General features: G+C 64.5%; 29 protein-coding genes. 11 read left to right on the top strand and 18 right to left on the bottom strand.

All coding sequences use genetic code 11. The features are described from left to right. The first annotated feature begins 16 nt into the window (after window positions 1-16). Together AC1RRT_RS09700 and AC1RRT_RS09695 are read left to right on the top strand one after the other, a co-directional pair. Complete coding sequence (locus tag AC1RRT_RS09700; protein WP_493013587.1) at window positions 17-640, top strand: nicotinate-nucleotide adenylyltransferase; 624 nt, start codon at window positions 17-19, stop codon at window positions 638-640. Next, window positions 637-855 (top strand): hypothetical protein, encoded by a 219-nt coding sequence (locus AC1RRT_RS09695; RefSeq protein ID WP_493013586.1) that lies wholly within the window; start codon window positions 637-639, stop codon window positions 853-855. The genes AC1RRT_RS09700 and AC1RRT_RS09695 overlap by 4 nt, the downstream gene beginning before the upstream one ends. Here AC1RRT_RS09695 and AC1RRT_RS09690 read toward each other — a convergent pair. From AC1RRT_RS09690 to thrS, 4 genes are all read right to left on the bottom strand, one after another. Then, window positions 852-2066, bottom strand: a complete 1215-nt coding sequence (locus tag AC1RRT_RS09690) for a class I SAM-dependent methyltransferase (RefSeq protein ID WP_493013585.1) — start codon at window positions 2064-2066, stop codon at window positions 852-854. The two genes, AC1RRT_RS09695 and AC1RRT_RS09690, sit on opposite strands and share 4 nt — an antisense overlap. Then, window positions 2063-3058 (bottom strand): NADPH:quinone oxidoreductase family protein, encoded by a 996-nt coding sequence (locus AC1RRT_RS09685; protein WP_493013584.1) that lies wholly within the window; start codon window positions 3056-3058, stop codon window positions 2063-2065. Before AC1RRT_RS09685 ends, AC1RRT_RS09690 begins: the two co-directional genes overlap by 4 nt. Before the next feature lie 85 nt (window positions 3059-3143). Further along, window positions 3144-3686: a translation initiation factor IF-3 gene (infC, locus tag AC1RRT_RS09680; protein WP_493015164.1), complete on the bottom strand. Its 543-nt coding sequence runs from the start codon at window positions 3684-3686 to the stop codon at window positions 3144-3146. A 69-nt stretch (window positions 3687-3755) separates the two neighbouring features. Continuing rightward, the gene (thrS, locus tag AC1RRT_RS09675; protein ID WP_493013583.1) at window positions 3756-5744 is read right to left on the bottom strand and encodes a threonine--tRNA ligase; all 1989 of its coding nucleotides are present in this window, start codon (window positions 5742-5744) and stop codon (window positions 3756-3758) included. Between the two features lie 242 nt (window positions 5745-5986). On the opposite strand from thrS, the gene AC1RRT_RS09670 reads away from it, so the two are divergent. Further along, window positions 5987-7015, top strand: a complete 1029-nt coding sequence (locus AC1RRT_RS09670) for an amino acid ABC transporter substrate-binding protein (RefSeq protein ID WP_493013582.1) — start codon at window positions 5987-5989, stop codon at window positions 7013-7015. Between the two features lie 58 nt (window positions 7016-7073). Here AC1RRT_RS09670 and AC1RRT_RS09665 read toward each other — a convergent pair whose 3' ends face one another. Next, window positions 7074-8204 (bottom strand): glycosyltransferase family 4 protein, encoded by a 1131-nt coding sequence (locus tag AC1RRT_RS09665; protein WP_493013581.1) that lies wholly within the window; start codon window positions 8202-8204, stop codon window positions 7074-7076. Between the two features lie 128 nt (window positions 8205-8332). On the opposite strand from AC1RRT_RS09665, the gene AC1RRT_RS09660 reads away from it, so the two are divergent. After that, window positions 8333-9589 (top strand): DUF2927 domain-containing protein, encoded by a 1257-nt coding sequence (locus tag AC1RRT_RS09660; RefSeq protein WP_493013580.1) that lies wholly within the window; start codon window positions 8333-8335, stop codon window positions 9587-9589. 6 nt (window positions 9590-9595) lie between these two features. Further along, a complete protein-coding gene (locus AC1RRT_RS09655; protein WP_493013579.1) occupies window positions 9596-10366 on the top strand; it encodes an alpha/beta hydrolase in 771 nt (256 codons plus the stop codon). A 78-nt stretch (window positions 10367-10444) separates the two neighbouring features. Here AC1RRT_RS09655 and AC1RRT_RS09650 read toward each other — a convergent pair whose 3' ends face one another. From AC1RRT_RS09650 to AC1RRT_RS09640, 3 genes are all read right to left on the bottom strand, one after another. Next, the gene (locus AC1RRT_RS09650) at window positions 10445-12328 is read right to left on the bottom strand and encodes a methyl-accepting chemotaxis protein (RefSeq protein ID WP_493013578.1); all 1884 of its coding nucleotides are present in this window, start codon (window positions 12326-12328) and stop codon (window positions 10445-10447) included. Window positions 12329-12535: 207 nt separating this feature from the next. Next, window positions 12536-13402, bottom strand: a complete 867-nt coding sequence (locus tag AC1RRT_RS09645) for an SDR family oxidoreductase (protein ID WP_493013577.1) — start codon at window positions 13400-13402, stop codon at window positions 12536-12538. Next, window positions 13399-13824, bottom strand: a complete 426-nt coding sequence (locus AC1RRT_RS09640) for a RidA family protein (RefSeq protein WP_493013576.1) — start codon at window positions 13822-13824, stop codon at window positions 13399-13401. Before AC1RRT_RS09640 ends, AC1RRT_RS09645 begins: the two co-directional genes overlap by 4 nt. Window positions 13825-13887: 63 nt before the next feature. On the opposite strand from AC1RRT_RS09640, the gene AC1RRT_RS09635 reads away from it, so the two are divergent. Then, a complete protein-coding gene (locus tag AC1RRT_RS09635) occupies window positions 13888-14676 on the top strand; it encodes a tetratricopeptide repeat protein (RefSeq protein WP_493013575.1) in 789 nt (262 codons plus the stop codon). Here AC1RRT_RS09635 and queG read toward each other — a convergent pair. The 3 genes from queG to AC1RRT_RS09620 all read right to left on the bottom strand — a co-directional run bounded on the left by queG (window position 14663) and on the right by AC1RRT_RS09620 (window position 16828). Continuing rightward, complete coding sequence (queG, locus tag AC1RRT_RS09630; RefSeq protein ID WP_493013574.1) at window positions 14663-15721, bottom strand: tRNA epoxyqueuosine(34) reductase QueG; 1059 nt, start codon at window positions 15719-15721, stop codon at window positions 14663-14665. The genes AC1RRT_RS09635 and queG overlap by 14 nt on opposite strands. After that, window positions 15702-16055 carry a RidA family protein gene (locus AC1RRT_RS09625; RefSeq protein WP_493013573.1) on the bottom strand — a complete coding sequence of 118 codons (354 nt, stop codon included), beginning with the start codon at window positions 16053-16055 and terminating at the stop codon, window positions 15702-15704. The genes queG and AC1RRT_RS09625 overlap by 20 nt, the downstream gene beginning before the upstream one ends. Before the next feature lie 104 nt (window positions 16056-16159). After that, window positions 16160-16828 (bottom strand): glutathione S-transferase family protein, encoded by a 669-nt coding sequence (locus AC1RRT_RS09620; protein ID WP_493013572.1) that lies wholly within the window; start codon window positions 16826-16828, stop codon window positions 16160-16162. Window positions 16829-16899: 71 nt separating this feature from the next. Between AC1RRT_RS09620 and AC1RRT_RS09615 the strand changes: the two genes are divergently transcribed. Together AC1RRT_RS09615 and AC1RRT_RS09610 are read left to right on the top strand one after the other, a co-directional pair. Continuing rightward, a complete protein-coding gene (locus AC1RRT_RS09615; protein ID WP_493013571.1) occupies window positions 16900-17556 on the top strand; it encodes a glutathione S-transferase family protein in 657 nt (218 codons plus the stop codon). Between the two features lie 491 nt (window positions 17557-18047). Next, window positions 18048-18524, top strand: a complete 477-nt coding sequence (locus AC1RRT_RS09610) for a YchJ family protein (RefSeq protein ID WP_493013570.1) — start codon at window positions 18048-18050, stop codon at window positions 18522-18524. Between the two features lie 52 nt (window positions 18525-18576). Here the strand turns inward: AC1RRT_RS09610 and AC1RRT_RS09605 are convergent, their stop codons facing one another. Continuing rightward, window positions 18577-19368 carry an SDR family NAD(P)-dependent oxidoreductase gene (locus AC1RRT_RS09605; protein WP_493013569.1) on the bottom strand — a complete coding sequence of 264 codons (792 nt, stop codon included), beginning with the start codon at window positions 19366-19368 and terminating at the stop codon, window positions 18577-18579. Between the two features lie 239 nt (window positions 19369-19607). Between AC1RRT_RS09605 and AC1RRT_RS09600 the strand changes: the two genes are divergently transcribed. Then, complete coding sequence (locus AC1RRT_RS09600) at window positions 19608-19961, top strand: DUF6481 family protein (protein WP_493013568.1); 354 nt, start codon at window positions 19608-19610, stop codon at window positions 19959-19961. A 62-nt stretch (window positions 19962-20023) separates the two neighbouring features. Here the strand turns inward: AC1RRT_RS09600 and AC1RRT_RS09595 are convergent, their stop codons facing one another. From AC1RRT_RS09595 to AC1RRT_RS09580, 4 genes are read right to left on the bottom strand one after another with little or no spacing between them, the layout of a single operon-like run. Next, the gene (locus AC1RRT_RS09595) at window positions 20024-20338 is read right to left on the bottom strand and encodes a putative quinol monooxygenase (RefSeq protein WP_493013567.1); all 315 of its coding nucleotides are present in this window, start codon (window positions 20336-20338) and stop codon (window positions 20024-20026) included. A 13-nt stretch (window positions 20339-20351) separates the two neighbouring features. Next, window positions 20352-21041 carry a glutathione S-transferase family protein gene (locus AC1RRT_RS09590; protein ID WP_493013566.1) on the bottom strand — a complete coding sequence of 230 codons (690 nt, stop codon included), beginning with the start codon at window positions 21039-21041 and terminating at the stop codon, window positions 20352-20354. Next, entirely contained in the window at window positions 21041-21610 is a 570-nt protein-coding gene (locus AC1RRT_RS09585) for a hypothetical protein (protein ID WP_493013565.1), read from the bottom strand. Before AC1RRT_RS09585 ends, AC1RRT_RS09590 begins: the two co-directional genes overlap by 1 nt. Before the next feature lie 11 nt (window positions 21611-21621). Next, complete coding sequence (locus AC1RRT_RS09580; RefSeq protein WP_493013564.1) at window positions 21622-22134, bottom strand: nuclear transport factor 2 family protein; 513 nt, start codon at window positions 22132-22134, stop codon at window positions 21622-21624. A 48-nt stretch (window positions 22135-22182) separates the two neighbouring features. Between AC1RRT_RS09580 and AC1RRT_RS09575 the strand changes: the two genes are divergently transcribed. Then, window positions 22183-23238 (top strand): helix-turn-helix transcriptional regulator, encoded by a 1056-nt coding sequence (locus tag AC1RRT_RS09575; RefSeq protein WP_493013563.1) that lies wholly within the window; start codon window positions 22183-22185, stop codon window positions 23236-23238. A 107-nt stretch (window positions 23239-23345) separates the two neighbouring features. Here AC1RRT_RS09575 and AC1RRT_RS09570 read toward each other — a convergent pair whose 3' ends face one another. Then, window positions 23346-23609 carry a hypothetical protein gene (locus AC1RRT_RS09570; RefSeq protein ID WP_493013562.1) on the bottom strand — a complete coding sequence of 88 codons (264 nt, stop codon included), beginning with the start codon at window positions 23607-23609 and terminating at the stop codon, window positions 23346-23348. Window positions 23610-23698: 89 nt separating this feature from the next. Beyond that, complete coding sequence (gene phhA / locus AC1RRT_RS09565) at window positions 23699-24577, bottom strand: phenylalanine 4-monooxygenase (RefSeq protein WP_493013561.1); 879 nt, start codon at window positions 24575-24577, stop codon at window positions 23699-23701. 130 nt (window positions 24578-24707) lie between these two features. Here phhA and AC1RRT_RS09560 point away from each other — a divergent pair, with 130 nt between their 5' ends. Continuing rightward, window positions 24708-25172 (top strand): Lrp/AsnC family transcriptional regulator, encoded by a 465-nt coding sequence (locus AC1RRT_RS09560; protein ID WP_493013560.1) that lies wholly within the window; start codon window positions 24708-24710, stop codon window positions 25170-25172. Window positions 25173-25183: the final 11 nt, after the last annotated feature.

Genomic DNA, 25183 nt, shown 5'->3' with positions numbered 1-25183 from the left:
GGATGCAGCACGGCGCATGATCCCTCCCCTCGGTTCGCGCCAGCGCCTGCGCATTGGTCTGCTCGGCGGGTCGTTCAATCCCGCTCATGCCGCCCATCGCGAGATCAGCCTCACCGCGCTGCATCGCCTGGAGCTGGATCAGGTCTGGTGGCTGGTCAGCCCGCAGAATCCCCTGAAAAGCCGCACCGGCATGGCGCCCCTGACCCGGCGCCTGGCCCAGGCGCAGGCAGTCGGCGATCATCCCTGCATCCATGCCACCGCCATCGAACAGCAGCTCGGCACGCGCTATACGGTCGATACGCTGGCCCGCCTGCAGCTTCACTACCCCAATATGCAGTTCGTCTGGCTGATGGGGGCCGACAATCTGGCGCAATTCCACCGCTGGCATGCCTGGCAGGATATTGCGACCACAATGCCGATTGCTGTTCTCGACCGGCCGGGCTTTAATCTGAGGGCGGCCCGGACACCGGCGGGGCAATGGCTGTCCCGCTACCGGATCGCACAGCATCAGGCCGGCGCACTGGCAGACCAGGAGGCCCCGGCCTTCCTGCTGCTCAAGTCCAAGCTCAATCCGTTGAGCGCGACTGCTCTCCGAGAGAGCGCGATCAGGCAGAAAAGCAAGAGGAGGACGACGGCGTGAACAGTTATCTCGTGTCTTACGATCTCGACGGCGCAGGCCTCTGGGCCATCATCAATGCGCCGGACAGGGACGCCATCCTGGCAACCTTCCCGCGGCTTTCCGTGCTGGACGAGAAGCCCGACGCGATGACCATCGCCGATTACGCCCGCCTGCAGGCGCAGGAGACCTATGACCTCGCCGGGCCGCTGCCGAAATGGCTGGCCGAAATGCGCTAAGGCAGCCGCAGGAACAATTTGTTCACGCCGGTGAGCAGCCGGTGCAGCGGCGCATAGATTGCCGCGAAGTCATCCCAGCTTAAGGCCAGCGTTTCCGCGATCACGCCCAGCGTGCGTTTGCCATCCATCAGGGCGACCATCTCAGACGACCGCGGCGGCGCGGTAAAGACGAACCGCTCCGTCTCAAACGTGATGGCGAGTTCGCCGCGCTTGGCCAGCGTCTCGGCCAGCGCCTTCGGCGGCAGGCCATGCAGCCAGGGCGCCAGATCCGGCGCCGGCTGCGCCACCGCATAGGCCGCGCGCGCCGTGGCCACCGCATAGACCACATGGGTCTTCAGCGAGCCGCAGAGCCGCTCGGCCAGTGCCGCCTGCTCCAGCGCCGACAGCGCAGCCGCATGCATACGCAGGTCCTCGTCCTTCAGATAGGTCAGTGGATCGTAGCGGCAGGGTTCGATCCAGGCTGCCGGCGCCAGCTCGGCGCCCTCGAGCAGGGCGGCGAATTGCGGCACCGTATAGGCGCGATCCTGGCTGTGCAGCAGCAGATCATAGAGCCCGGCATCATTCTGGCGGTGATCGCCGACGAAGGGATTGCGCTTGAAAGCATTGCTATCGGGCAGCTCGGCCAGCAGGCGTTTGGCGGTCGCCACCTGATCCTGCGGTGTCATCCCCGAGGTCAACTGACGCAGGGCTGCCTGCATCGGATAGACGCCGGCGCGGCCGTATTCGCCATAGACCATCAGGCCCATGCCGCCATCGGTCGCGAGCTGCGCCTTCAGCACGGCAAGTCCGGCAGCGGGGTCAGGCAGGTGATGCAGCACGCCGCAGCAGTCGATGTAGTCGAATGCACCTGGTGCAAGCTGTGGCAAGTCAAACAGCGAACCGGTGAGGAAGCGGATATTGGTGAGATTGCGCACTTTCGCGCGCGCCTCGGCGATGGCGCGCGAGGCGGTCGAGAGATCGAGATAGACGATTTCATGCTGGCCACCGCTGGCGGCGAGATACTGCGCCAGATGGATCAGCCCGTCGCCGGTGCCGCCGCCGGCCACCAGTGCGCGCAACGGCTGCTTGAAATCACGCCGGCCACCGAAGACATAATGATTGAGCTCAGGCAGGAAACTCGGGCTGCCGCTGATCAGGCGGCGCGCCTCGTCGGCCGGATCGCGCGCCGGATAGGGATAGGCCTCGTATTGCTGTTTGACGCTGTCTGTCACGCGACCTTGATCACCACCTTGCCGGTGGTCTTGCGCGACAGCAGCGCCTGCATGGCCTGCGGCACCTGATCGAGCGTGAATGTGCCGGACACATGCGGTTTGAGCTTGCCGTGTTCATACAGCGCCAGCAAAGCCGCGAAATTGGCGCGGTTCTTTTCGGGATCGCGGGCGGCAAAGGCGCCCCAAAAGACGCCGACGATGCTGCAGCCCTTGATCAGCGCCAGGTTTGCCGGCGCTTCCGGAATGCGGCCCGAGGCGAAGCCGACCACCAGCAGGCGGCCGTCCCAGTTGATGCAACGCAAAGACTGGTCGAAGGCATCGCCGCCAACGGCATCATAGATCACATCGGCGCCATTGCCGCCGGTCAGTTCCTTGACGCGATCCTTGATGCTTTCCTTGGAATAATTGATCACATGGGTGGCACCATACTCTTTCACAATGGCGATCTTTTCGTCGGAGCCGACCGTGCCGATCACGGTGGCGCCGAGCTCGCGGCCGAGTTCAACCGCGTTAAGCCCTACGCCACCAGCCGCGCCATGCACCAGCAGCACTTCGCCCTTCTTGATGCGGCCGCGATCGACCAGCGCATGATAGGTGGTGCCATAGGTGATCGGGAAACCGGCCGCCGCCTCATAGGGCATGGAGGCGGGAATCTTGAACACGTTGTTGACCGGGCACTGCACCTGCTCGGCGAAGCTGCCATGGCCGGTGGTGGCCATCACGCGGTCGCCGACCTTCACATCGGTGACCTTCTCGCCGATGGCGGTGACCTCGCCGGCGCATTCCATGCCGGGTGCGAAGGGGAAGGCCGGCTTCATCTGGTACTTGCCGGTGATCATCAGCGTGTCGGGAAAGTTCAACCCGGCGACATGCACCTTGATGCGGACTTCCTTAGGCCCGAGCGCCGCCAGCAGCAGGTCGTCCAGCACCAGGCTTTCCGGACCGCCCCAGGCCTTGCACACCATGGCCTTCACGTTCATCGCTGCCGACATCACTCAACTCCCTTGTTTCGTTTTTTATGCTGCAGATACAGAAATGGCGCCGACGGATGCCGGCGCCATTGCTTCTAGGCCGATATTACTTCGGCGACATGACCATGGTCATCTGCCGGCCTTCCATCTTGGGCGTCTGCTCCATCTTGGCCTTGTCGCCAAGATCTTCGCGCACCCGGTCGAGCAGCTTCATGCCGAGTTCCTGGTGGGCCATTTCACGGCCGCGGAAGCGCAGGGTGACCTTCACCTTGTCGCCTTCTTCAAGGAACCGCACCATCGCCCGCATCTTCACGTCATAGTCATGCGTGTCGATCATCGGGCGGAGCTTGATCTCCTTGATCTCGATGACCTTCTGCTTCTTGCGGGCTTCGGCCGCCTTCTTCTGCTCCTCGTACTTGTACTTGCCAAAATCGAGGATCTTGGCGACGGGAGGTTCGGCGGTGGGAGAAATTTCGCAGAGATCGAGGCCCGCTTCTTCAGCCAGACGCAGGGCTTCGCGGATCGGGACAACGCCGCGGTTCTCGCCGGCGGCATCGATCAGACGGACCTGGGGGACGTCGATCTCGAAATTGACCCGCGGACCATCGGTTTTGGGTGTCGGCGGGGCATTGAACGGGGGACGGGCTATGACGCGCTCCTAAAGTAGTTGCAACAGAATCAGTGAGTTAGGGCAGATGCGGCCAGGGTCAACCCAAGGTCATCCCTGGGGCATCCGGGCTTCGGCCGACAATCTAGCAATCGCGTCGGCCAACGCAATGGTTTCCTGCTGTTCCGAGCCGAGGCGACGCAGGGTCACGGTGCCCTGCTCCGCTTCCTTTTTGCCGACCACCAGAATGACCGGCACCTTGGCCAGGCTGAGCTCGCGGATCTTGTAGTTGATCTTCTCGTTGCGCAGATCGGTGTCGACGCGCATGCCGGCGGCGGCGAGCTGGTCGGCGACCTGCTGGGCGTAGGCATCGCAATCCGACACGATCGGCGCGACGGCGACCTGCAGCGGCGCCATCCACAGCGGCAGGCGGCCGGCGTAATGCTCAAGCAGGATGCCGATGAAGCGTTCGAAGCTGCCCAGGATCGCGCGATGCAGCATCACCGGACGATGGCGGCCGCCATCGGCGCCGACGTAATCCGCATCCAGGCGTTCGGGCAGCACGAAGTCGACCTGCAGCGTGCCGCACTGCCAGTCGCGGCCGATGGTGTCGCGCAGCACGAATTCCAGCTTCGGGCCATAGAAGGCGCCTTCGCCGGGGTTCAGCGTGTAGTCGAGGCCGGATGCGACACAGGCATCCTTCAGCGCATTCTCGGCCTTGTCCCAGGTCTCGTCCGAGCCGGCGCGCTTGGCCGGACGGTCGGAAAACTTCACCTTGATCTCGGTGAAGCCCATGTCCTTGTAGATCGACTGCAGCAGATCGCAGAAGATCTTGCTCTCCGAGATGATCTGGTCCTCGGTGCAGAAGATATGCGCGTCGTCCTGGGTGAAGTTGCGTACGCGCATGATGCCGTGCAGCGCGCCGCCCGGCTCGAAGCGGTGGCAGGAGCCGAACTCGGCCATGCGCAGCGGCAGGTCGCGGTAGCTCTTGAGGCCCTGGTTGAAGATCTGCACATGGCAGGGGCAGTTCATCGGCTTCAGCGCGAAGATACGCTCGTCCGCATTGGCCGCGAAATCGCGAATGCCTTCTTCATTCTCCGCGATATACATGCTCTCGCGGAACTTCTCCCAGTGGCCCGAGGCCTCCCACAGCTTGCGGTCGACCAGCTGTGGCGTCTTCACTTCCAGATACTTGGCCTTTTCCAAACGCTGGCGCATGTAGGCTTCCAGCGTGCGGTACAGCGTCCAGCCCTTGGGGTGCCAGAACACCATGCCGGCAGCTTCTTCCTGCTGGTGGAAGAGACCCATCTCCTTGCCCAGGCGGCGATGGTCGCGCTTCTCGGCCTCTTCCAGGCGCTTCAGATACGCGTCCAGTTCCTTCTGGTCGCGCCAGGCGGTGGCATAGACGCGCTGCAGCTGGCGGTTCTTGGCATCGCCGCGCCAGTAGGCGCCCGACACCTTCATCACCTTGAACACCGGCGGCAGCTTGCCGGTGGACGGCAGATGCGGACCCATGCAGAGGTCGAGCCAGCTGTCGCCCTGGCGATAGATCGAGATCGCTTCGCCGCGCTTGGCGATTTCGGCAACCCATTCGGCCTTGTAGGTCTCGCCGATCGACTTGAAATAGTCGACGGCCTTGTCGGCCGGCCATTCCTCGCGCTCGATCGGCAGGTCACGCTTCACGATCTCGGCCATGCGCTGTTCGATCTTGCCGAAGTCTTCCGGCGTGAAGGGCTCGTCGCGCACGAAGTCGTAGTAGAAGCCGTCGTCAGTCGAGGGTCCGAAGGTGATCTGCGTGCCGGGGAACAGCTCCTGCACCGCCTGCGCCATCACATGGGCGCCGTCATGGCGGATCAGGTCGAGCAGCTCGGCCTCGTTCTTGTCCTTCAGCGTCACGATCTCGAGCTTCACGTCGCGCGTGATCGGGGTCTTCAGGTCCTTCAGCGTGCCGTCCAGGCGGATGGCCAGCGCCGCCTTGGCCAGGCCGGCGCCGATCGAGGTCGCCACATCCGCGCCGGTGCTGCCGGCCGGGTAAGTTCGCACGCTGCCATCGGGCAGGGTGACGCGGACTTCGGCAGGAGAAACAGCGGATTGGGACATGGGTTAACGGACCTCCAAGGGGGCGCAGCCTAGCCGCCCAAGCCCCCAAGTCAAGCCGGCCGGCCGGGTGGCAAAAGCCGGATTCCGGGCAGCCGAAACCCGGTCCTGCCGCTTTCCGGGGCAGCCCCAAGGCGATAGCTGGCCGAGGGGTGCTTTTGTGCTGGGAGCCGGGCCCGGAACGTGATGGCATGGGCTTCGCATAACAACGACGGGCAAACCGTCCTAACAGGGGGCTATCAACCATGCGTATCCGTTCCATCCTTGCCGCCACACTGGCTTTCGCCGGTCTGGCTGCTGTCGCCGCGCCCGCCCAGGCCGGCGCCACCTTCGATGCCGTCAAGGCCAAGGGTTTCGTGCAATGCGGCGTCAATGGCAGCGTCGCGGGCTTCTCGGCGCCTGACGGCCAGGGCGTCTGGAAGGGCATCGACGTCGACCTGTGCCGCGCGGTTGCCGCCGCCATGTTCGGCGACGCCAGCAAGATCAAGTATACCGCACTGACTGCCCAGCAGCGCTTTGTCGCCCTGCAGTCGGGCGAGATCGACGTGCTGACCCGCAACGTCACCCAGACGCTGCTACGCGACGCCTCCCTGGGCCTGCGCGAGGCCGGCGTCAATTTCTATGACGGCCAGGGCTTCATCGTGCACAAGAAGATGGGTGTGAAGAGCGCCAAGGAGATCAACGGCGCCACCGTCTGCGTGCAACCGGGCACCACCACCGAGCTCAACCTGTCGGATTACTTCCGCAAGACCGGCATGACCTTCAAGCCGGTGGTGATCGAGAAGGTGGACGAGAATATCGCCGCCTTCGCATCGGGCCGCTGCGACGTCTACACCACCGACGCCTCGCAGCTCGCCGCGATCCGCGTGACCGCGCTCAGCCCGCCCGACGACTATATCATCCTGCCCGAGCGCATCTCCAAGGAGCCGTTGGGCCCGCTGGTGCGTCAGGGCGATGACCAGTGGTACCAGCTGGTGAAATGGGTGCTGCTGGCGATGAAGGAAGCCGAAGAGCTGGGCATCAGCCAGACCAATATCGACGAGATGGCGAAGAGCGAGGATCCGGTGATCAAGCGCTTCGTCGGCGCCACGCCGGGCTACGGCAAGGCGCTCGGCGTCGACGAGAAATGGGCCTACTACGTCATCAAGCAGATTGGTAATTACGGCGAGAGCTTCGAGCGCAACCTGGGCAAGGACAGCCCGGTGAAGCTGGAGCGCGGCCTGAATGACGTCTGGACCAAGGGTGGCCTGATGTACGCCATTCCGTTGCGCTAAGCTCAACCGCTTCGCCACGACGCCCGGTCTGGAAACAGGCCGGGCGTTTTTTTATGGCCTACTGATGCTCGGGAAACAGCAGCCGCGTATAGACGCGGATATAGGCCTCGCACATCGCATCGATGGTGAAGCGCTCGGAGACATGGCGGCGCGCGCGTTCGGTGATCTGCACGCGGCGTTCCGGCGTCAGCTTCAGCGCCTCATCCAGCGCATCGGCCAGCGCATCGGCATCGTTGGGCGGCACCAGCCAGCCGGTCTCGCCCGGCAGCACGGTCTCGCGCGAGCCGCCATGGTCGGTGGCGACCACCGGCTTGCCCATCGCCTGCGCTTCCACGGCGACGCGCCCGAAACCTTCGGGGAAGGTCGAGGCCGAGACCACCACATCAGCCAGCATATAGGCCGCCGGCATGTCCTTGCCATCGCCCGGCATGCGCACGCAGCGATCGAGCCCAAGCTGGACGATCATGCCTTCGAGATCGGCGCGATAGCCCTCGCGGCCCTGCGTATCGCCCAGCAGCACGGCGATGAAGTCCTGTTTGCCATGGCGCTCGCTCAGCTTGGCCAGCGCGCGCAGCAGAACGGTATGGCCCTTCCAGCGCGTCAGGCGCCCGGGCAGCAGGATGACTGGCAGGCCATCAACCAGGCGCCACTGCTGTTGCAGGTTGGACAGGCGCTCGGGGTAGATGCGTGTTGGATCGAACTTGGCCAGATCGATGCCACGCGGGATTGTCACCAGGCGCGCGCGCGGCACGCCGAAAGCCTTGTTGGCGTAATCGGCGACGAAATCGGAAATCGCCACCACCATGTCGCCCTTCGACATCGGGCCGGCCCAGAATTTACGGAACCAGTTATGCGACTTGTAGGCATTGTGGAAGGTGGTCACCAGCGGCACGCCGCAGCGCTGTGCTGCCAGGCGCGCCGACCAGGCTGGCGCGCGCGAGCGCACATGCACCACATCGACCGGCAGGCTGCGGATCAGCTCTTCCAGCTTGGCGGCGTTGCGGCGGATGACAAACGGATTCTTGCTGGCGACCGGCAGCGTGATGTGCTTGGCCCCGGCGCGCTCCAGTTCGCGCACCATCGGGCCGCCGGCCGAGACCACATAGGAGACCCAGCCGGCCTTCACCAGGGCCTTGGCCGTATCCACCGTGCCGCGCTCAACCCCGCCGGTCACCAGGGCGGGCAGCACCTGTAATACCGAAGGGGGTCTTCCGGGACTCTGGGGATTCAGGGTAGAAATTGGGGTGTCTGTCATTGCGTAGGTAAAACCAGAAAAGCCCGGCCGACGGGGTGCCCGTCAACGGCAGCGGGGGGAGAATGCGTCAGATAGGTGCGTTAATCCAGAGGGATGGCCGCAGGCTGGCGCTGACCGGGCTGGTCCTGTTTGGCCTTGCCGCACCGGCCCTGGCCCAGACCACCGGCAAAAATCCCTCGCATGCGGATATCCTGCGCGGCTTCGATGCCGCCGTCTTCTGGGCCAGCCGCGAGGACGTCGATTACGGCGGCACCTACAATCCGGTCGGCCTGGTGATGCGCTGGCAGACCGATATCGTCTATCGGGTGGACGGCCTGCGCTTCAAGCCCGACATCATCGACCTCGCTATCACCGCATTGCGGCAACAAGCCGCCATCGCCGGCGTGCCTGTCCGCGAAGCGAGGGACGGCGAAGAGGGCAATTTCACTCTGATGTTTCGCGACGTGGCGAATTTCTCGCTGCAGGGCCGCAAGGCATCCTGCTACATGAACATCAACTATGACCGCCTGGGTGGGCGCATCAACAAGGCCACCCTGCAGATGAATCTGTCTGCCGCGGGCCTGGAGCGCTGCATCCGGCACGAGACCCTGCATGGCTTCGGCCTGCTCAATCATCCGCACAAACTGCATTCGGTGCTCAGCTACTACACCAGCAGCTTCGTCTATGACATGACCGAAGCCGACACCGTGATGCTGCAGACACTATACGACCCGCGCCTGAAAGCCGGCACATCGCGGCTGCCCGGCCTCATGCTGGCGGACCAGATCCTGGAGGAGAAACGGCGGACGCTGAATCCTGCCGCGCCGCCAAAGACGGATTCCACCGCCATCTTCCAGGCGACTGTTGCCGATCTGGAAAAAGCCGCAGCCGCCGGCAACATGCGCGCGACGCTTTATCTGATCGAAGCCTACCAGCAGGGCATCGTGGTGCCGCAGGATGTAGCCAAGGCTCGGGCGATGATAGATCAGGCCGCGCAACAGACCGATATCGGCAAGCGGTTCGATCTTGCCTATGCCCTGGCCGAGGGTTTGCAGGTTTCAAGAGACGAAACCCTTGCCGTAACGCTCTATCGTAGCAATGCAGAAGCCGGCCACCGCGCCTCACAGAACAATCTGGCCGTGCTGCTGCGCGATGGCCGGGGTGTGGGCAGAAACAAGATGGAAGCCCTGATGTGGTTCACCATCGCCGCCAACGGCACCGATTACGCGCTGGCTGAACGAAATCGCCAGAACCTGCTGCCGCAGGTCGAGGCCGCCATGCAGGACGAAGCGAAACAGCGGGCCGCCGCATGGAAACCGGTGGCAGGAACCGCTAAATAAGGCGGTATGAGCGAAACCCAGTTCCTGCCCCGCCCCGATGGCACCCGCCTTGCCTACTGCGCCACGCCGGCCGCAATGGCGCGGTCCGGCAGGCCCGGCATCCTGTTCTGTGGCGGCTTCAAGTCGGACATGACCGGCAGCAAGGCGATGGCGCTGGAAGCGGCAGCGATTGCCCGCGGCACCGGCTTCGTGCGCTTCGACTATTTCGGCCATGGCCAGTCGGACGGGCTGTTCCTCGACGGCACCATCGGACGCTGGAAGGAAGACACGCTGGCGATCCTGCGCGAGGTCTGCCCAAAGGCGAGCGACGGTCCGCTGATCATCGTCGGCTCCAGCATGGGGGGCTGGCTGGCAACGCTGGCGGCACTGGCGCTGCCCGACATGGCCGCCGGCCTGGTGCTGATCGCGCCGGCGCTGGATTTCACCGAAGACCTGATGTGGGCGCAGATGGACGAGGCGCAGCGCCGCATCCTGCTGCGTGACGGCGTTCTGCGCGAACCCTCGCAATATTCCGACCAGCCCTACGAATATACGCTGAAGCTGATCACCGAGGGCCGCGACCACATGCTGCTCAAGCCCGGCATCAGCTTCGACCGGCCGGTGCGCATCCTGCAGGGCATGAACGATCCCGATGTGCCGTACAGTCATGCCGTGAAGACCATCGAGGCCTTCCAGGGCGGTGATACGCGGCTGACGCTGATCCGCGACGGCGACCATCGCCTGTCACGGCCGCAGGATCTCGACCTGCTGATCGAGACGGTGTGGAGCCTGATGTGACCGGCAGCGTCAAGATGGCGCGGCTGCGCCAGCGCGAAAGCCTGACGACCTGCTACGCCCTGACTATGGTGACTTTCCTCAAGTCCTGAAGAAACCGGCGATCTGCGACAGCTGCTGGGCCTGCTGGGTCAACGACTGTGCCGCCGCCGTGGTCTCCTCCACCAGCGCCGCGTTGCGCTGGGTCATTTCGTCCATGCTGCCGACGGCGGTGTTGATCTGGTCGAGGCCGGTGGCCTGTTCCTTCGACGCGGCTGCGATCTCTGCCACGATATCCGACACCTTCTTGATCGCGCCGACAATGTCGCCAAGCGAGCTGCCGGTCTGGTTCACCAGCGCAGCGCCGGTCTTGACCTGGGCATTGGACTCGCTGATCAGCGCCTTGATGTCCTTGCTGGCATTGGCAGAGCGTTGAGCGAGTGCGCGCACTTCCTGCGCCACCACCGCAAAGCCCTTGCCGGCTTCACCCGCACGGGCAGCTTCCACTGAAGCATTCAAGGCGAGAAGATTGGTCTGAAAGGCGATCTCGTCGATCAGGCCGACGATGTCGGCAATCTTCTGCGCGCTGCCCTCGATCTGACTGACCGCCGTCACGGCTTGGGCCACCACGCTGCCGCCCTTTTCGGCGGTATCGCGCGCCGCCATCGCCAGTTGGCTGGCCGCCTGGGCGTTATCGGCATTCTGGCGCACGGTGGTGGTGATTTCATGCATTGAAGCGGCGGTCTCCTCGATTGAGGCCGCCTGGCTTTCCGTGCGCTGGGCGAGATCCTGGCTGCCGGTGGATATCTCGCTGGCCGCGCCATGGACCGCCGTGGTGGCCTGGATCAGCTGGCTAGCAATATCGCGCAGGCGGCTGGCGGTGCCGTTGCTGCTGGTCTTCAGGTCACCGAAGACGCCGCTGTAGTCCCCTCGGACCGACTTGGTAAGGTCGCCCACGGCCATTGCAGCCATCACGTCGGCCATCTCGCCGGTCATGGTCTGCAGGGTGGCGGCCAGGCGATTGAGCTGCTGGCTGGTGGAAAGGAAAAAGCCCTCCTTGCCAGTTTCCTCGATGCGGCCCGAGAGATCGCCACCCGCCACCTTGTTGACCAGGGCGGCGATCTCGGCGCCAGCGGCCTGTTCGCGCGCCTCGCGTTCGGCGCGGCGGCTTTCCGATTCCGCACGCTGCCGGGCGATATCAACCTCAGCCTGCTCACGGGCGATCATGTTATCCTTGAACACCTGCAGTGCCCGCACCATGGCGACCACTTCATCGCGGCCGCGTGCCGCCGGCACCGGCGCGGTCAGGTCGCCCTGCGACAGCCGGGTCATCGCGCCGGTCAAATGTCCCAATGGCCGTGACACCTTCCTCACGATTACCCAGAGAGTGGTGCCAACCACGCCGACGGCAATCGCCAGCAGGGCTTCCATCGCCAGCATGAACTGGGCATAGGAGGATTCCGCCGCGGCATACTCGGCCTGGGCAGCCGTCAGCTGCACGGCGATCAGCTCGCCGATGGCTTCCGTGACGGCATCGATGACCGGATACATCTCCTGCTCAACAAAGGTGACCAGCGCAGCCTTGTCGTTGACGGTGATAATGCCCTGCAGCTTGTCGACGGCGCGGTCGGCCGGCGTGAACAGCGCCTTGGTCTTTTCGACCAGGCGTGCCTCTTCTGGCGTTAGAATCGTGGCGAGATAGCCCTGCCACTTCGCCTTGATCAGCGCGCGCGCCTTGGCGATCTCGAGCAGACCAGCCTGCGGCTGGACGCTGCCGGCACGCACCTTGTGCGACAGATCAACGATCTGCACGGCATAGGCATCCGAGATATCCTTCAGGTCGCTGAGTGGCACCACACGGTCGGCATAGATGCTGGCGAGTGCCGCCTGGTTGCGCTGGAGTGCGATATAGCCGGATGCGGCGAAGACAATGATGACGGCCAGCAGAGCAAAAACGCTCAGCATGAGACGCAGACGGATGGTCATTATTTTCTTTCCCCCGGGACCCACATCGCCCTTATGTCTGGGCTTTTGCAGAATCCTTATGCAGATCCACTCTCTTTAGCCTGTGGAGCGTGCAGGGGAATCACCTCTCGGTATTAGTAGAGCCAAGAGTTATCGAAAATACGCGCCGCGCTGCACTGGAGGCTGCACATGGCGTAATACGCGCACGCCAAAGGTGGTGCGGTACAGTCAGGTGACCGTCGACAACAGCGCCGCCAGACCTTCGCGATAGGTCGGGTATTTCAGCGTCACGCCGAGCTCGCGCTTGATGCGATCGTTGCGCACGCGACGGCTGTCGGCATAGAAGCTTGCCGCCATCGGCGAAAGGTTGGCCTCGGCAAACGGCACTTCCGGGGGCGGCGTCACGCCGAGTAATTCTGCGGCGTATTGCACCACATCCTGCGGCGGCGCAGGCTCGTCATCGGCGAGGTTGTAGATCGCGCCCGGATCGGGCTTGCGCATCGAGGCGCGCAATACCTGGGCGATATCCTCGACATGGATGCGGCAGAAAACCTGGCCCGGCTTGTTGATACGATGCGCGGTACCGCGCTTCACGCCTTCGAGCTGGTTGCGGCGTGGGCCGTAGATGCCGGCCAGCCGGAACACCTGCACCGGCACGCCATGATCGGCCCGCAGTTTCAGCCAGCCGGCCTCGGCCTCGGCGCGGCGCTTGCTGCGGCCTTGCGTGGGATTGATCGGCGTCGTCTCGTCGACCCATTCACCTTTTCGATCGCCGTAGACGCCCGTGGTGGAGAGATAGCCGAGCCATTTGAGCCCGGACAGATTTGCGATATCGGCCGCATGCCAGCGCAGCACGGCGTCGGCCTCTTCCTCGGCCGGTACCGAAATCAGCATATGCGTGGCGCGCGTCAGGATAGACGGATCGGCCAGCGGCGCGGTGCCGTCGAAGACATGCGCTTCATAGCCCAGCGCGCCGAGTCCGGCGGCCTTCTCGGGCGTGCGGCTGGTGCCGATGATATGCCAGCCCTCGCTTTTGAGCTGTGCAGCCAGCACATGGGCACTGAATCCGAGGCCGAAGCAGAAGAGTGTGTTCATGGGGTCCTCGTGTCAGACGTGATAGCGGCGAGGACATCAATCTCGATGGCAAATTCAGGCCGCGCCAGTCCTGCCACGATCAACGTGGTCACTGCCGGCGGCTGCGCCGAGGCCCAGCGCTGCTGGCGCAATGCGGTCAGGATCGGCAGGTCGGCCGCGCGCGTCAGGTAATAGGTGATCTTCACCACATGCTGCAGTCCGGCATTGGCCGCAGCCAGCAGGGCTTCGACATTGGCCATGGCTTGCATGCACTGGCTGCGGAAATCCGGCGGCACCGCGCCACCCGGCGCCACGCCCACCTGGCCTGACAGTGTGATCAGGCGCGCACCCGGCGGAATCTCGACGGCATGGCTATAGATCGACTGGAAGTCGGCGGAGGCCCGCCACACCGTTGGCGGATCGTGCCGTTTGGTCTGGGTCATGTGCTCTGTTGTCCCGGTCCGATGCCTTGATTTTGCCATCCGGCAGCGCCACTGTGCCGCGCCATGACATCGCTTCGCAAGATAGGGTTCCCGCTGGTTTTTGCCAGCCTTCTGGCTGTGCCGGCCGTGATCGTATCCGCTTGGGCACAACAGCCGTCGCCCTCGCGCGTGCTGGAAGACCAGAGCTACCAGGACTGTCTCAGCCTGATGCGGCGCAATCCCGAGGAAGGCTTCGCCCAGGCGCAGACCTGGCAGGCGACCGGCGGCGGGCTTCCCGCGGCGCATTGCGCGGCGCTGGCGCTGATCGAAATGAAGCATTACGGCGATGCTGCCGACCGGCTGGAGCAGCTCTTGCCGATGGCCGAGAAGCAGGCACCGCATCTGTCCGTGGCGCTGCTCGATCAGGCCGCCAATGCCTGGCTGCTGGCCGATCAGCCCGACCGCGCGAAGAAGCTGCTGGATATCGCGCTGAAAGTGGTGCCCGACACGCCTGATCTGCTGATCGACCGCGCGATGGCCTTTGCCGCGTTGGAAGACTACGCATCAGCGCGCAAGGATCTCGACCGTGCGCTGGGCCTTGCCCCGCTGCGCGAGGATGCCATGGCACTGCGCGCTGCCGCCCGCCGCCAGACCGGCGATGTGGACGGCGCGCTAACCGATGCCGAAGCGGCGCTGGCCATCGAGCCGCGCCTGCCGGAGGCGTTACTGGAGCGCGGCATCCTGCGCAGCCTGAAGGGCGACAAGCGCGGGGCGCGCGCCGACCTTATTCAGGTCCGGCTGCTCGCGCCGGACACCGCGGCCGCCGTCACCGCCGGCCAGTATATCGAGAAGCTCGACCTCAGGGTCGAGTAAGCCGCGCCAGCGCCTGGCTCGCCTGGGCGCGCACGACGTCTGACGCATCCGCCGACAACCCCTGCAGCACCGGCACCATGGCCGGATCGTTGCTGTTGCCCAGCGCCACGCAGACATTGCGGACGAACCTGTCGCGGCCGACGCGCTTGATCGCCGTGGTGCTGAAGCGCGCGCGGAAGCCCTCGTCATCCAGCGCCGCCAGTTCGCGCAGCATGGGCGCGTTCAATTCAGGGCGGCTTTGCAATGTCATTTCACGCGTTGCAGAGGCAAACTTGTTCCACGGGCAGACGGCGAGGCAGTCGTCGCAGCCATAGATGCGGTTGCCCATCACATCGGCGAATTCCGGCGCGATCACGCCGTCATACTCGATGGTGAGATAGGAAATGCAGCGCCGCGCATCGAGCTGGTAGGGCGCGGGGAAAGCCTTGGTCGGGCAGATGTCGAGGCAGTTGCTGCATGTGCCGCAGTGATCCACCTCGGGTGCGTCGGCGTCGATCTCCAGCGTGGTGAGGATCAACCCCAGGAACAGCCAGGAGCCGAACGCGCGCGATACTAAATTCGTGTGCTTGCCCTGCCAGCCGATTCCGGCCTGAGCGGCGAGCGGCTTTTCCATCAGCGGCGCGGTGTCGACGAATACCTTCACATCGCGGTCCACTTCGCGATGCAGCCAGCCGGCCAGGCTTTTCAGCTTTTTCTTGACCACGAGATGGTAGTCGCGGCCCTGCGCATAGACCGAGATGGCGGCGCGATCGGTCTGCGCCAGCACGTCGAGCGGATTCTGGTCGGGGCCGTAATTCAGGCCCAGCGCGATGATGCCGCGCGCCTCGGGCCATAAGGCATTGGGGTGGCGGCGGCGTTCGGCCTTGTCTTCGAGCCAGGCCATCGCGCCGTGGCGCTTGAGCGCCATGAATTCGTCGAGCCGCTGGGCAAGCTCGGGCCCGATGCGGTCGGCCGATGTGAAGCCGACCGCATCGAATCCCTCTTCAAGCGCGCGGGAACGGATGCGCGCCTTGATATCCGTCGTCTCAGTCCGGGAGCGCGGCAATGATCGCGATCTCGACACGGTAGTCCGGGCCGGCCAGCTTGGCCTCGGTGGTGGCGCGCGCCGGCGTGTTGCCCGGCGACACCCAGGCATCCCAGGCGCCGTTCATCTCCGCGAACGTCCCCATGTTGCTGAGCCAGATGGTGGCCGAGAGGATGCGGGTCTTGTCGGTGCCGGCTTCCTTCAGCAGGCGGTCGATCTGCGACAGGATCTGCTGGGTCTGGCCCTTGGTGTCGGCCTTGGTGTCGGAGGCCACCTGACCGGCGAGATAGACGGTCTTGCCATGCACCACGGCCTGGCTCATGCGGGGGCCGACATCAATGCGGCGAATGGTCATAGGTCTTTCTCCTCTGTCATTTTATTTGTCATTCCCGCGAAAGCGGGAATCCCATTTTTAAATGGGACCCCGGGTCAAGCCCGGGGTGACGGTGAACAAACCAATCAGAAATCGAGATCGGCGTAATGCTTCGGCGGCGGCAGGCCGGGAATGTGGTCGGCGAGCAGCGGGCGGAACGAGGGCCGCGACTTCACGCGGGCATACCAGTCATGCGCGCCGGGATAATCCGACCAGGGCACGTCGCCCAGGTAATCGACGCAGCTTAAGTGCGCGGCCGCCGCGATATCGGCGAGGCTGAAGTCCTCGCCCGCCAGCCAGTTGCGGCGCTCGGTCAGCCAGCCGATGTAATCCAGATGGATCTTCATGTTGGCATGGGCGATGCGGATCACCGCCGACTCCGGATGCCCCATGCCGAGAAAGCGCTTCATCACCTTCTCGAAGACCAGCGGCGTGCTCACCTCGGGTCCGAACTTGTGATCCCACCAGTTCACCAGGCGCCGGGTCTCGGCGCGGCTCGGCGGATCGAAGCCCAGCAGCATCTTGTTGGGATGCACCTCGTCCAGGTATTCACAGATCGCCTGGCTGTCGGCCAGGCACTGCCCGTCATGCTCGACCAGCACCGGGCCTTCGCCGCTCGGGTCCATGGCGAGGAATTCGGGGCGGCGCTCCCAGACCTTTTCGACCTCGAGATCGAATTCGAGGCCCTTTTCCTTGAGGAGCACGCGCACTTTACGCGACTGGGGCGACAGCCAGAGATGGTACAGCTTGCGCATGGGCGCGGAGTTTAGTGGTATTCGCTGGCCTGAAAAAGATTCGGGCCGTAAAGAATTGGGAAAAAACACCGATGTCGCATGCCAGCCCATATAACAACACGGTGACGATCTGGGGCCGCGGCAGCTCGGTCAACGTGCAGAAAGTGCTCTGGGCCGCCGACGAACTGGCCTTGAGCTATGACCATATCGTGGTCGGCGGCAAGTTCGGCGGCAACGACACGCCCGAGTATCGCGCCATGAATCCCAACGGCCTGGTGCCGGTGCTGCGCGATTCGGACGGCAGCCTGCACTGGGAAAGCAACAGCATCCTGCGCTATCTCGCCGCCAAATACGGCACCGAGGCCGCCACGCTCTGGCCGGCCGATCCGGTGGCGCGCAGCCTGTCCGACCGTTGGATGGACTGGGCGCTGACCCTGATCGGCGAGCCGATGCGCGTGCTGTTCTGGGGCCTGGTGCGCGACCCTGTGAACGCCGACCTCAACGCCATGAGCAAGGCCGAGGAGCAGGCAGCGCTCTACTGGGGCCGGCTGGACGCGCATCTGGCCGGGAGCGGGCCGTTCATCGCCGGCGCGACGCTGACCATGGGCGACATCCCGCTTGGCTGCTACCTGCACCGCTGGAAGGCCTTCCCCCTCACCCGGCCGACGTTGCCAAACCTGGACCGCTGGTACAGCCGGCTGCAAGAGCGGCCGGGCTACCGCAAACATGTGATGATCCCGCTTGGGTAAAACAGGCCGAATAAGGGCTTAGCCGATCCAGTATCGGCCAATCCGAGCCAATCCCGGCCCAAGCGAGTGCCAATTCGCGCCAATCCGGACCAACGGGAGCCAACGGCGGCCAATAAAAGCCAACTGGAGCCAACGCGAGCCAGCATTTGGCCCCCGAAATCCCCCATCCGAAGCCTGTTCAGGCCGTTTCAACGCCCCGGAAGGTTGATTTCAGCCGTTTGAGGCCTGAATCGGCCTGTTTTCAGGCCTGATTCCGCCCCGGAACCCCGCTTTTTGTAGGAGTTCCCTGTTTTTGGGGCCTTTTTCTGCATCAAAAGCCGGTTTTTACCAAGATGGACGCAATAGCGTAAACGACCCCTTCACCCTCTTGGCCGGGGTAAGGCGATGCGATTCACGATGGGCAAGATCAGAACAAAAAGTGTACACGAAATAAAGGCCTCCGGCAAGTCCGGCGGGTGTGGCGCTGCCCGGCCTGCACTAGGCTGCGGCCCATGATCGCCCCCTGCCCCTGCCAGTCCGGCCTTGAGTTTTCCGCCTGCTGCGGCCCGTTGCTCGCCGGCGCGCCGGCGCCGACCGCGCTGGCGCTGATGCGTTCGCGCTACACGGCGTTTGTGCGCGGTGATGTCGCGCATCTGCAGCGCACCCTGGCGCCCGAGCATCGCACCGGGTTCGATCCGGCCGAGACGGCGGCCAGCGCCGCCGAGACGCAATGGCTCGGCCTGGAGATCATCGACACGAAAGCGGGTGGGCCTGAGGATTACGACGGCATCGTGGAATTCGCCGCGCGCTTCAGCCTGCAGGGGCAGGTCCGCGTGTTGCGCGAACGCTCGCGCTTCCGCCGCGATCATGGCGCCTGGGTCTATGTCGATGGCGAGGTGGATGCGCAACCGATCAAGAAACCCGGCCGCAACGATCCCTGCCTGTGCGGCTCGGGCAAAAAGTTCAAGCAGTGCTGCGGTAAGGCGTGAAAGGCAAATGGGACCCCGGATCAAGTCCGGGGTGACGGCGTCTTATTCTCTCTCACGCATTCTTGCGTTCGCCGCGCAGGGTCGGCAGGCCGATGCCCGTTGAATCAAACCCGCCATCCACCGCAATCACCTGGCCGGTGATATAGCCGGCTTGGTCGCCGCAGAGGAAGCAGATCGCATTGGCGAGTTCGCTTTCCAGGCCGTAGCGGTTGAGCGGAATGTGATCGTGATAGTCGGCGCGGATCTCCGGCGTGTGCACGGCCTTGGCCATCGCCGTATCGACCGGGCCCGGCGCCACCGCGTTGACGCGGATACCATACTGCCCCAGTTCGGCCGCCTGCTGCTTGGTCAGATGCGCCAGCCCCGCCTTGCTGGTGCCATAGGCGACGCGCAGGGTGGAGGCGCGCAGCCCCGAGATGGAGGTGATGTTGACCACCGCGCCGCCGCCCTGGTCGCGCATGATCGGCGCCACCGCCTGCGTCATCAGGAACGGCCCGGTGAGATTGACGGCCAGCACGCGCGACCAGTCTTCCAGCGAGACTTCCAGAATCGGTTTGAACACGGCGATGCCGGCATTGTTGACCAGCGCATCGATGCGGCCGTCCCAGTGTTGCTGCACCTGGCGCACCGCCGCCTGCACGGCTTTTGGATCGGAGACATCGGCGGTGAGCGCCAGCGTGGCATCGGGTGCGTTCAATGCGGCCATGGCGGCCTGCAGCGTATCGCCCAGCACATCCAGCAGGGCGACGCGCCAGCCGTCCTGCAAGAATTTCGTCGCCGTGGCGAGGCCGAGCCCGCGCGCCGCGCCAGTGACCAGAGCGACCTTTTGCTGTTGAGCGGCCATGCCGCGCCTCCCCGTTTTCATGGAACCGTTTATGTGGAAAGCCTAGCGAAAGGCACGGAAACCGCAAGAATCCGCGCCGCCGGCCGGTTTTGCCGCCATTTGCCGCAGAAAGGCCGTCATTCATCCCTGTACTTCGCGCGCATTCTCTGCTCTGACAGCAGCGTCTGTTCCCGCTGGTCCGGCTGTCGCCGCATCGAGCCCTTTCAGGCGCCTTTGCAACAACCCGAGACCCCGACTGCATGTCCTATAAAGACGACACCCTGCTCGATCGCCGCGACGCCGCAGCGAAAGCCCGCCAGGCCCTCCTGGAAAAAGCCCGCGCCAACGACCCGACCCGCGATCCCGATTTCGCCGCCCGCCAGGCCGCCCGCGCCGCCGCCAATGCCGAGCGTGAAAAGGCCGCCGCCGAACGCCGCGCCGCCAAGGAAGCCGCCCTCGCCGAAGAGCGCCGCCTTGCCACTGAGGCCAAGGCCGCTGCCGCGGCCGCCGCTGCGCTGGAAGCCGAAAAGAAAAAGCCTGTGCCGAAGACCGAAGCCGAGCTGAAGGCGGCGCGCGATGCGCGCTATGCCGCCCGCAAGTCGCGTCAGCGCTAACCGGCGTCCTTCACGCATCTATATCGCCCCGGCTGGCCCGCGCCCGCCGGGGCGATTGCGTTTCAGGACTTCACAAAGGGATGGAACGGGATGCGCTCGCGCTTGCTGACGCGCTGGACCAGTTCCGGGATCGCCCGTTTGAAATGTTCGCTGTCCTGATGCGCGGTCCAGCCATCGCGGTCGCGATACAGTTCGAAGATGAAGAAAGACGCCGGATCATCCGGCGACCGATATGGCAGGAACAGCTTCACACCGGGTTCCGCCATCGTGGGCGCAACCAGCCCTGTCAGAATGCCGGCGACCGCTTCTTCTTCACCAGGCTTTGCCGTGATCGCGATGGCGACCACGAAGCCTTCGTTATAGTCCGCGAAATTCATCTCCATCGCCTCCTCAGGCAGCTTGCGTCATCGGGATCATGAAATCGGGCAGCCGGCGGCCGATGCCGAGCAGCCAGCGCCCCATCGCACCCGCGACCAGGCGCACGGCGGGGCGTGCCACCATATCACCGCGCCAGCGCGCCAGATGCGGCGAGAAGGCATCATCCATCGGCGCGTTCATGCGGCTGCCGAAGATCAGCGCCATGAAGAAGGCGATATCGGCGTAGGAATAGTCCACGCCGTTCAGCCATGGCCGGCCATCGGACAGCAGGCCTTCCATCTTTGCGTAATACGCGCAGCAGGCCGCGCGCGCGGTGACGGCGGCCGGATCGTCCAGACTGTGTTGCAGGCCCATGAGGCGAATGACAGGCGGGAAATAGACCTCGTCCGACTCATGCTCCAGCCGTCGGGCGCGCGCCCGATCGGCGATGGCGCGCGGCCACAGCGGTGCGTCGGGTTTGAGGTCTTCCAGATATTCGAAGATCTGCGTGCTGTCGTAGATTTCGAGGCCATCATGAACCAGAACCGGGACCTGGCGCTTGGGGTTGATGCGCAGCACCTCCGGATGCTTGGGCTCATACAGCGCCGTCATCTCGAAAGGCACCATCACCAGATCGAAGGGGATCGCCTTTTCATGCAGCGCGATCTGCACCTTGGCGCCGAACATGCTGAGCGGCCCGGAGTAGAGCGTGATCTGCCCCATCACCGGACCCGCGCAAAGTCCATGCGCCAGTTGGTTTCCCAGCTGATGCCGTTGTCGCGCGAGAAATCCTGCTCCCAGCGCGGCGCGATCTCGTCCACCGTCCAGCGGTAGCGCACCTTCACGGCACAGCCCTGGTCGATGTCGTCGCCGAGGAACAGCCCGCGCCGGATGCCGTCGGCACCGGTCTCGAAACGGCCGGCCACCGGCGGCTGCAGCAGGCCGTCGGCGCTGTTGACCCACCAGATGCGCCAGGCGGCAGCGTTGATGTCATAGGCCCGCATGGTCATGCCGGTGAAGCCCTTGGTGGGGAAGCGCAGCTCCTCGACATTGGCGATGCCATCAAGCTTGCTGTCGCAATGACCGTAACCGGGAAACACATCCCAGTTGTCCGGATCGGCCTGGTCGAGACCGGCAAAGCGCTGCTTCAGTCGGCGATTGGTCAGGCTCCAGCGGCCATAGAGGAAATCGAAATCGTGGCGGCCATCCTGGGTTTTGGCATGGCTGGCTTCGTCATCATTCGCGGTCGTCATCGTGGCGGTCATTGCGGCAATCCGCTTCAGCATGGACATGGGATATCTCCTCAGCTGGCCGGTACAGGCGCGGGACGCTTGGCATAGCCCATCGCTTCCACGATGAGGCCGTCGCGCACCCGCATCAGGTTGAGGCCGCGCAGCGCATCAGCGCCGTTGGGGCCGAAAACATAGCGCCAGCGGATCATCGCGCGCTCGCCCGCCACCAGCACCTCTTCCTGCTCGAAGGCGCTGTGGGTTTCAGACGCCAGCCCCTGCCAGATGGTCAGCGCGGCGGCCTTGCCGACCAGCAATGCGCCATCGGGGGCGGGCGTGATCGCCTCGATCACGATGTCATCGGCCACCAGACCCGGAATGACATCCGGTGTGTGTGCATGGAAGGCCAGGTTGAAGGCATCGATCACCGCCGCCGTCGACCGCGAGACGGGGTCGTCGGAGGCCAGAACGGCGGCGGTGAAGATGCCGGGCACCCGCTGCTTTGCGGCAGGCTGGGGGGCGTTGGCAGGGTGCTCGGCGGGGACAGGCTTGGAGACGGTGGACTGGTCGGTCGCGGGCGTGGACATCGGGGAGGCTCCCTTTTTTTGGTGCGGCGCCACCCTAGCCCCCTAATCATGACATCGAATGTCAGGATTATCCGGTATAGTCAAAAAATGCGTGCGAGCCGACTGATCTCCCTTCTGATGCTGCTGCAGACCCGCGGCCGGATGACGGCCGAGGCGCTGGCCGGCGAGTTCGAGGTGTCGGTGCGCACCATCTATCGCGACATCGATCACCTGAGCGCCGCCGGCGTGCCGGTCTATGCCGATCGCGGACCCAGCGGCGGCTTCGCACTGCTGGACGGCTATCGCACCAAGCTGACCGGCATGACGGCGGCCGAGGCCGAGACGCTGTTCCTCGCCGGCCTGCCGGGCCCCGCCGCCGAACTCGGGCTGGCCGAGATCATGGCGACGGCTCAACTCAAATTACTCGCTGCACTCCCACCGGCGCTGCAGCAGCAGGCCGAGCGCGTGGCCGCGCGCTTCCATCTCGATCCGGTCGGCTGGTTCCGCGACGGCGATGCGGCTGCGACCGCGCATCTGCGCGCGCTGGCCGATGCGGTGTGGAACGCCAAGCCGATGCGGATGATCTACAAGAGCTGGCAGAAGGTCAGCGAGCGCGAACTGATCCCACGCGGCCTGATCCTGAAATCCGGCGTCTGGTACATGGCGGCACAGACGATTGAGCGTACGAAGAAGGCCGCGAGCTGCGGCGAGATGCGCTCCTACCGCGTCGGCAATATCCAGACGCTGACCGTGCTGGACTCCGCAGAGAGCTTCCCGCTGCCGAAGGATTTCGATCTCGCCGGCTGGTGGATGGACTCGAGCAAGCGCTTCGAGGCCGAGATCTTCACCGGCACGGCGACATTGCGAATCAGTCCGCGTGGCCTGCGCTGGCTGCGCGAAATGTCGCCCACCATGCATGCCGGCGCCGAACGCACCATGCAGCCCGCCGATGCCGAAGGCTGGCATCGCGTGACGATTCCGATCGAAGAGGGCAACTATGCCGCCGGCCTGATGCTGCGGCTGGAAGACCAGGCGGAAGTGCTGGAGCCGCCGGCCCTGCGCGAAGCGGTGATGCAGAAGGTGCAGCGCCTGCGCAGCCTATATGAAGCCCCCGGCGCAGCCTGACACGTCAGGCTGGCCTGCCGGGAGCGATACTCGCCAGATGACCTGGATGGGGCGTTATCCCGCGAGCATCGTGGCTTCAGATGACGCAGCTTGGCTATATATCAAGCCTACTTCACGGGGCCCGGATTCTGTGGCAGCGACGAGCCCGAGGACGCCATCAGGGCAAAGGTGAGCAGCGTCGCCATCGGCAGCGGCTTGAGCGGCAACTGGGTGGACTGCGCTTGCGCGCGGCTGTCGGCGGGGGTGGTGACGACCGCATTCTGGGAAACTGGATGCTCAGAAACTGGCGCTGGCTCGGCGGCGCGCGAAATTCCGGGCATTGCCGCCATAATCAGGGCGGTCCCATAGAGCAGGAGCGATCCGGTTCTCATGATAAGTCACCCCGCAGACGGTGCATGACTGGACCATCAACCCGATGCGGGGCCAAAGGTTCCCGCGCAACGCTGCGCAGCGGCGTTTGTCACGCGTCGGCGGTATCGCTCTCCCAGCCGCCGGCCTTGGCATCCAAGGTGCCGCGCGTGATCACGGCATCCTGTGCCATCACATCGGCAGCGCCGTAATCGGCCTGGCCGCGCAGCCGCGCATAGAGCGGCGTGAAATCGGGTCGCGTGGCGTTGAACAGCTCCTCGAAGCTTTTGATGACGAAATAGGTCTTCTGGAAGGTGTCGATGCGGTAGCGCGTGCGCATCACGCGCATCAGATCGAAGCGCACCCGGTTGGGCGCGTCGCTGTCGAGGCAGAAGAGGCTTTCGGTCTTGGATGAGAGAATGCCGCTGCCGTAGATGCGCAAGGACCCGTCCGCCTGTTCGATCAGGCCGAATTCCACCGTGTACCAGTAAAGCCGCGCCAGATGATGCAGCGCATCGAGCCCGGCCGCCTTCAGGCCGCCCCTGCCATAGGCTTCCATGTAATCGGCGAACACCGGATTCATCAGCAGCGGCACATGGCCGTAGATGTCGTGGAAGCAGTCGGGCTCCTGGATGTAATCGAGTTGCGCGCGCTTGCGGATCCACCAGGTGACGGGAAAACGCCGCTGGGCGAGATGGCCGAAGAAGACATCGTCAGGCACCAGGCCCGGCACGCAGACGATGCGCCAGCCCGTCGCCGTCTCCAGCACATCGGAGAGTCGCTCGAAATCGGGAATACCGTCAGCGGCCATCCCTAAACCGGTGAGGCCGTCGAGGAACTGCTGGCAGGCGCGGCCGGGCAATAATGCGGCCTGGCGCTTGAACAGGTCGCGCCAGACGGTGTGATCGTCGGCCGTGTAGCGATGGCGCGGCTGCGGATGGGTGAAGTCGGGGCCGACCTCTATGTCGTGATCGATATCGCGGACAGCCATGGCGGACCTCCGGTGGGCAGAGGACCGAGGTTAGGCGCGCGGGCATGCAAAAACCCCGCGATCGGACGCATATCTTTGTGACTTTTCACAAATTTCATGCATAAATCATTGAAATACGCGAGATTCATGCATGACGCCGGCCGCCCTGGATGTTTTCGACCTGAAACTGCTGACCGAGCTGCAGAAGAACGGTCGCGCGCCCAGCGCCGCCCTGGCCGAGAGCGTGGGGCTGTCGGCCAGTCAGGTGAGCCGGCGTCTGGCGCGACTGGAAGAGGATGGCGTGATCGCCTCCTACGCGGCCTTGCTCAGCCCCGAAGCGGTGGGCCTGACCGTGCTGGCCTTCAGTTCGATCTCGCTGGAGCGCCAGGCCGAGCAGATGGACGCCTTCGAAGCGGCGGTGACGCGCTTTCCCGAAATCCTCGAATGCTGGTCGGTCACCGGCGAGGCCGATTTCGTGCTGCGCATCGTGGCCAAGGACCTGAAGAGCTTCGCCGACTTCCTGTCGCAGCATCTGCTGCGCGTGCCCGGCGTGCGCGCCGTGCGCAGCTCCATCGTTCTGCACCGGATCAAACAGACGACGGCCCTGCCGCTGTAAGCGGCGAAGAC

Source organism: Ferrovibrio sp. GW821-FHT12B10 (assembly GCF_058807515.1).
The sequence above is the reverse complement of the archived record's forward strand: the minus strand, read 5'-3'. Positions and strand labels throughout refer to the sequence as shown.

Excerpts from the sequence above, each read along its gene's own strand:
- AC1RRT_RS09575 (WP_493013563.1), top strand. The coding sequence starts at position 22,183 with ATGACATCGAATGTCAGGATTATCCGGTATAGTCAAAAAATGCGTGCG.
- AC1RRT_RS09590 (WP_493013566.1), bottom strand. The coding sequence starts at position 21,041 with ATGGGGCAGATCACGCTCTACTCCGGGCCGCTCAGCATGTTCGGCGCC.
- AC1RRT_RS09645 (WP_493013577.1), bottom strand. The coding sequence starts at position 13,402 with ATGAACACACTCTTCTGCTTCGGCCTCGGATTCAGTGCCCATGTGCTG.
- AC1RRT_RS09625 (WP_493013573.1), bottom strand. The coding sequence starts at position 16,055 with ATGACCATTCGCCGCATTGATGTCGGCCCCCGCATGAGCCAGGCCGTG.
- AC1RRT_RS09670 (WP_493013582.1), top strand. The coding sequence starts at position 5,987 with ATGCGTATCCGTTCCATCCTTGCCGCCACACTGGCTTTCGCCGGTCTG.
- AC1RRT_RS09595 (WP_493013567.1), bottom strand. The coding sequence starts at position 20,338 with ATGAATTTCGCGGACTATAACGAAGGCTTCGTGGTCGCCATCGCGATC.
- AC1RRT_RS09570 (WP_493013562.1), bottom strand. The coding sequence starts at position 23,609 with ATGAGAACCGGATCGCTCCTGCTCTATGGGACCGCCCTGATTATGGCG.
- AC1RRT_RS09620 (WP_493013572.1), bottom strand. The coding sequence starts at position 16,828 with ATGCGCAAGCTGTACCATCTCTGGCTGTCGCCCCAGTCGCGTAAAGTG.
- AC1RRT_RS09655 (WP_493013579.1), top strand. The coding sequence starts at position 9,596 with ATGAGCGAAACCCAGTTCCTGCCCCGCCCCGATGGCACCCGCCTTGCC.
- AC1RRT_RS09685 (WP_493013584.1), bottom strand. The coding sequence starts at position 3,058 with ATGTCGGCAGCGATGAACGTGAAGGCCATGGTGTGCAAGGCCTGGGGC.
- AC1RRT_RS09585 (WP_493013565.1), bottom strand. The coding sequence starts at position 21,610 with ATGTCCATGCTGAAGCGGATTGCCGCAATGACCGCCACGATGACGACC.
- AC1RRT_RS09560 (WP_493013560.1), top strand. The coding sequence starts at position 24,708 with ATGACGCCGGCCGCCCTGGATGTTTTCGACCTGAAACTGCTGACCGAG.
- AC1RRT_RS09650 (WP_493013578.1), bottom strand. The coding sequence starts at position 12,328 with ATGACCATCCGTCTGCGTCTCATGCTGAGCGTTTTTGCTCTGCTGGCC.
- AC1RRT_RS09640 (WP_493013576.1), bottom strand. The coding sequence starts at position 13,824 with ATGACCCAGACCAAACGGCACGATCCGCCAACGGTGTGGCGGGCCTCC.
- thrS (WP_493013583.1), bottom strand. The coding sequence starts at position 5,744 with ATGTCCCAATCCGCTGTTTCTCCTGCCGAAGTCCGCGTCACCCTGCCC.
- AC1RRT_RS09610 (WP_493013570.1), top strand. The coding sequence starts at position 18,048 with ATGATCGCCCCCTGCCCCTGCCAGTCCGGCCTTGAGTTTTCCGCCTGC.
- AC1RRT_RS09615 (WP_493013571.1), top strand. The coding sequence starts at position 16,900 with ATGTCGCATGCCAGCCCATATAACAACACGGTGACGATCTGGGGCCGC.
- AC1RRT_RS09700 (WP_493013587.1), top strand. The coding sequence starts at position 17 with ATGATCCCTCCCCTCGGTTCGCGCCAGCGCCTGCGCATTGGTCTGCTC.
- phhA (WP_493013561.1), bottom strand. The coding sequence starts at position 24,577 with ATGGCTGTCCGCGATATCGATCACGACATAGAGGTCGGCCCCGACTTC.
- AC1RRT_RS09580 (WP_493013564.1), bottom strand. The coding sequence starts at position 22,134 with ATGTCCACGCCCGCGACCGACCAGTCCACCGTCTCCAAGCCTGTCCCC.
- AC1RRT_RS09600 (WP_493013568.1), top strand. The coding sequence starts at position 19,608 with ATGTCCTATAAAGACGACACCCTGCTCGATCGCCGCGACGCCGCAGCG.
- AC1RRT_RS09635 (WP_493013575.1), top strand. The coding sequence starts at position 13,888 with ATGACATCGCTTCGCAAGATAGGGTTCCCGCTGGTTTTTGCCAGCCTT.
- AC1RRT_RS09605 (WP_493013569.1), bottom strand. The coding sequence starts at position 19,368 with ATGGCCGCTCAACAGCAAAAGGTCGCTCTGGTCACTGGCGCGGCGCGC.
- AC1RRT_RS09660 (WP_493013580.1), top strand. The coding sequence starts at position 8,333 with ATGCGTCAGATAGGTGCGTTAATCCAGAGGGATGGCCGCAGGCTGGCG.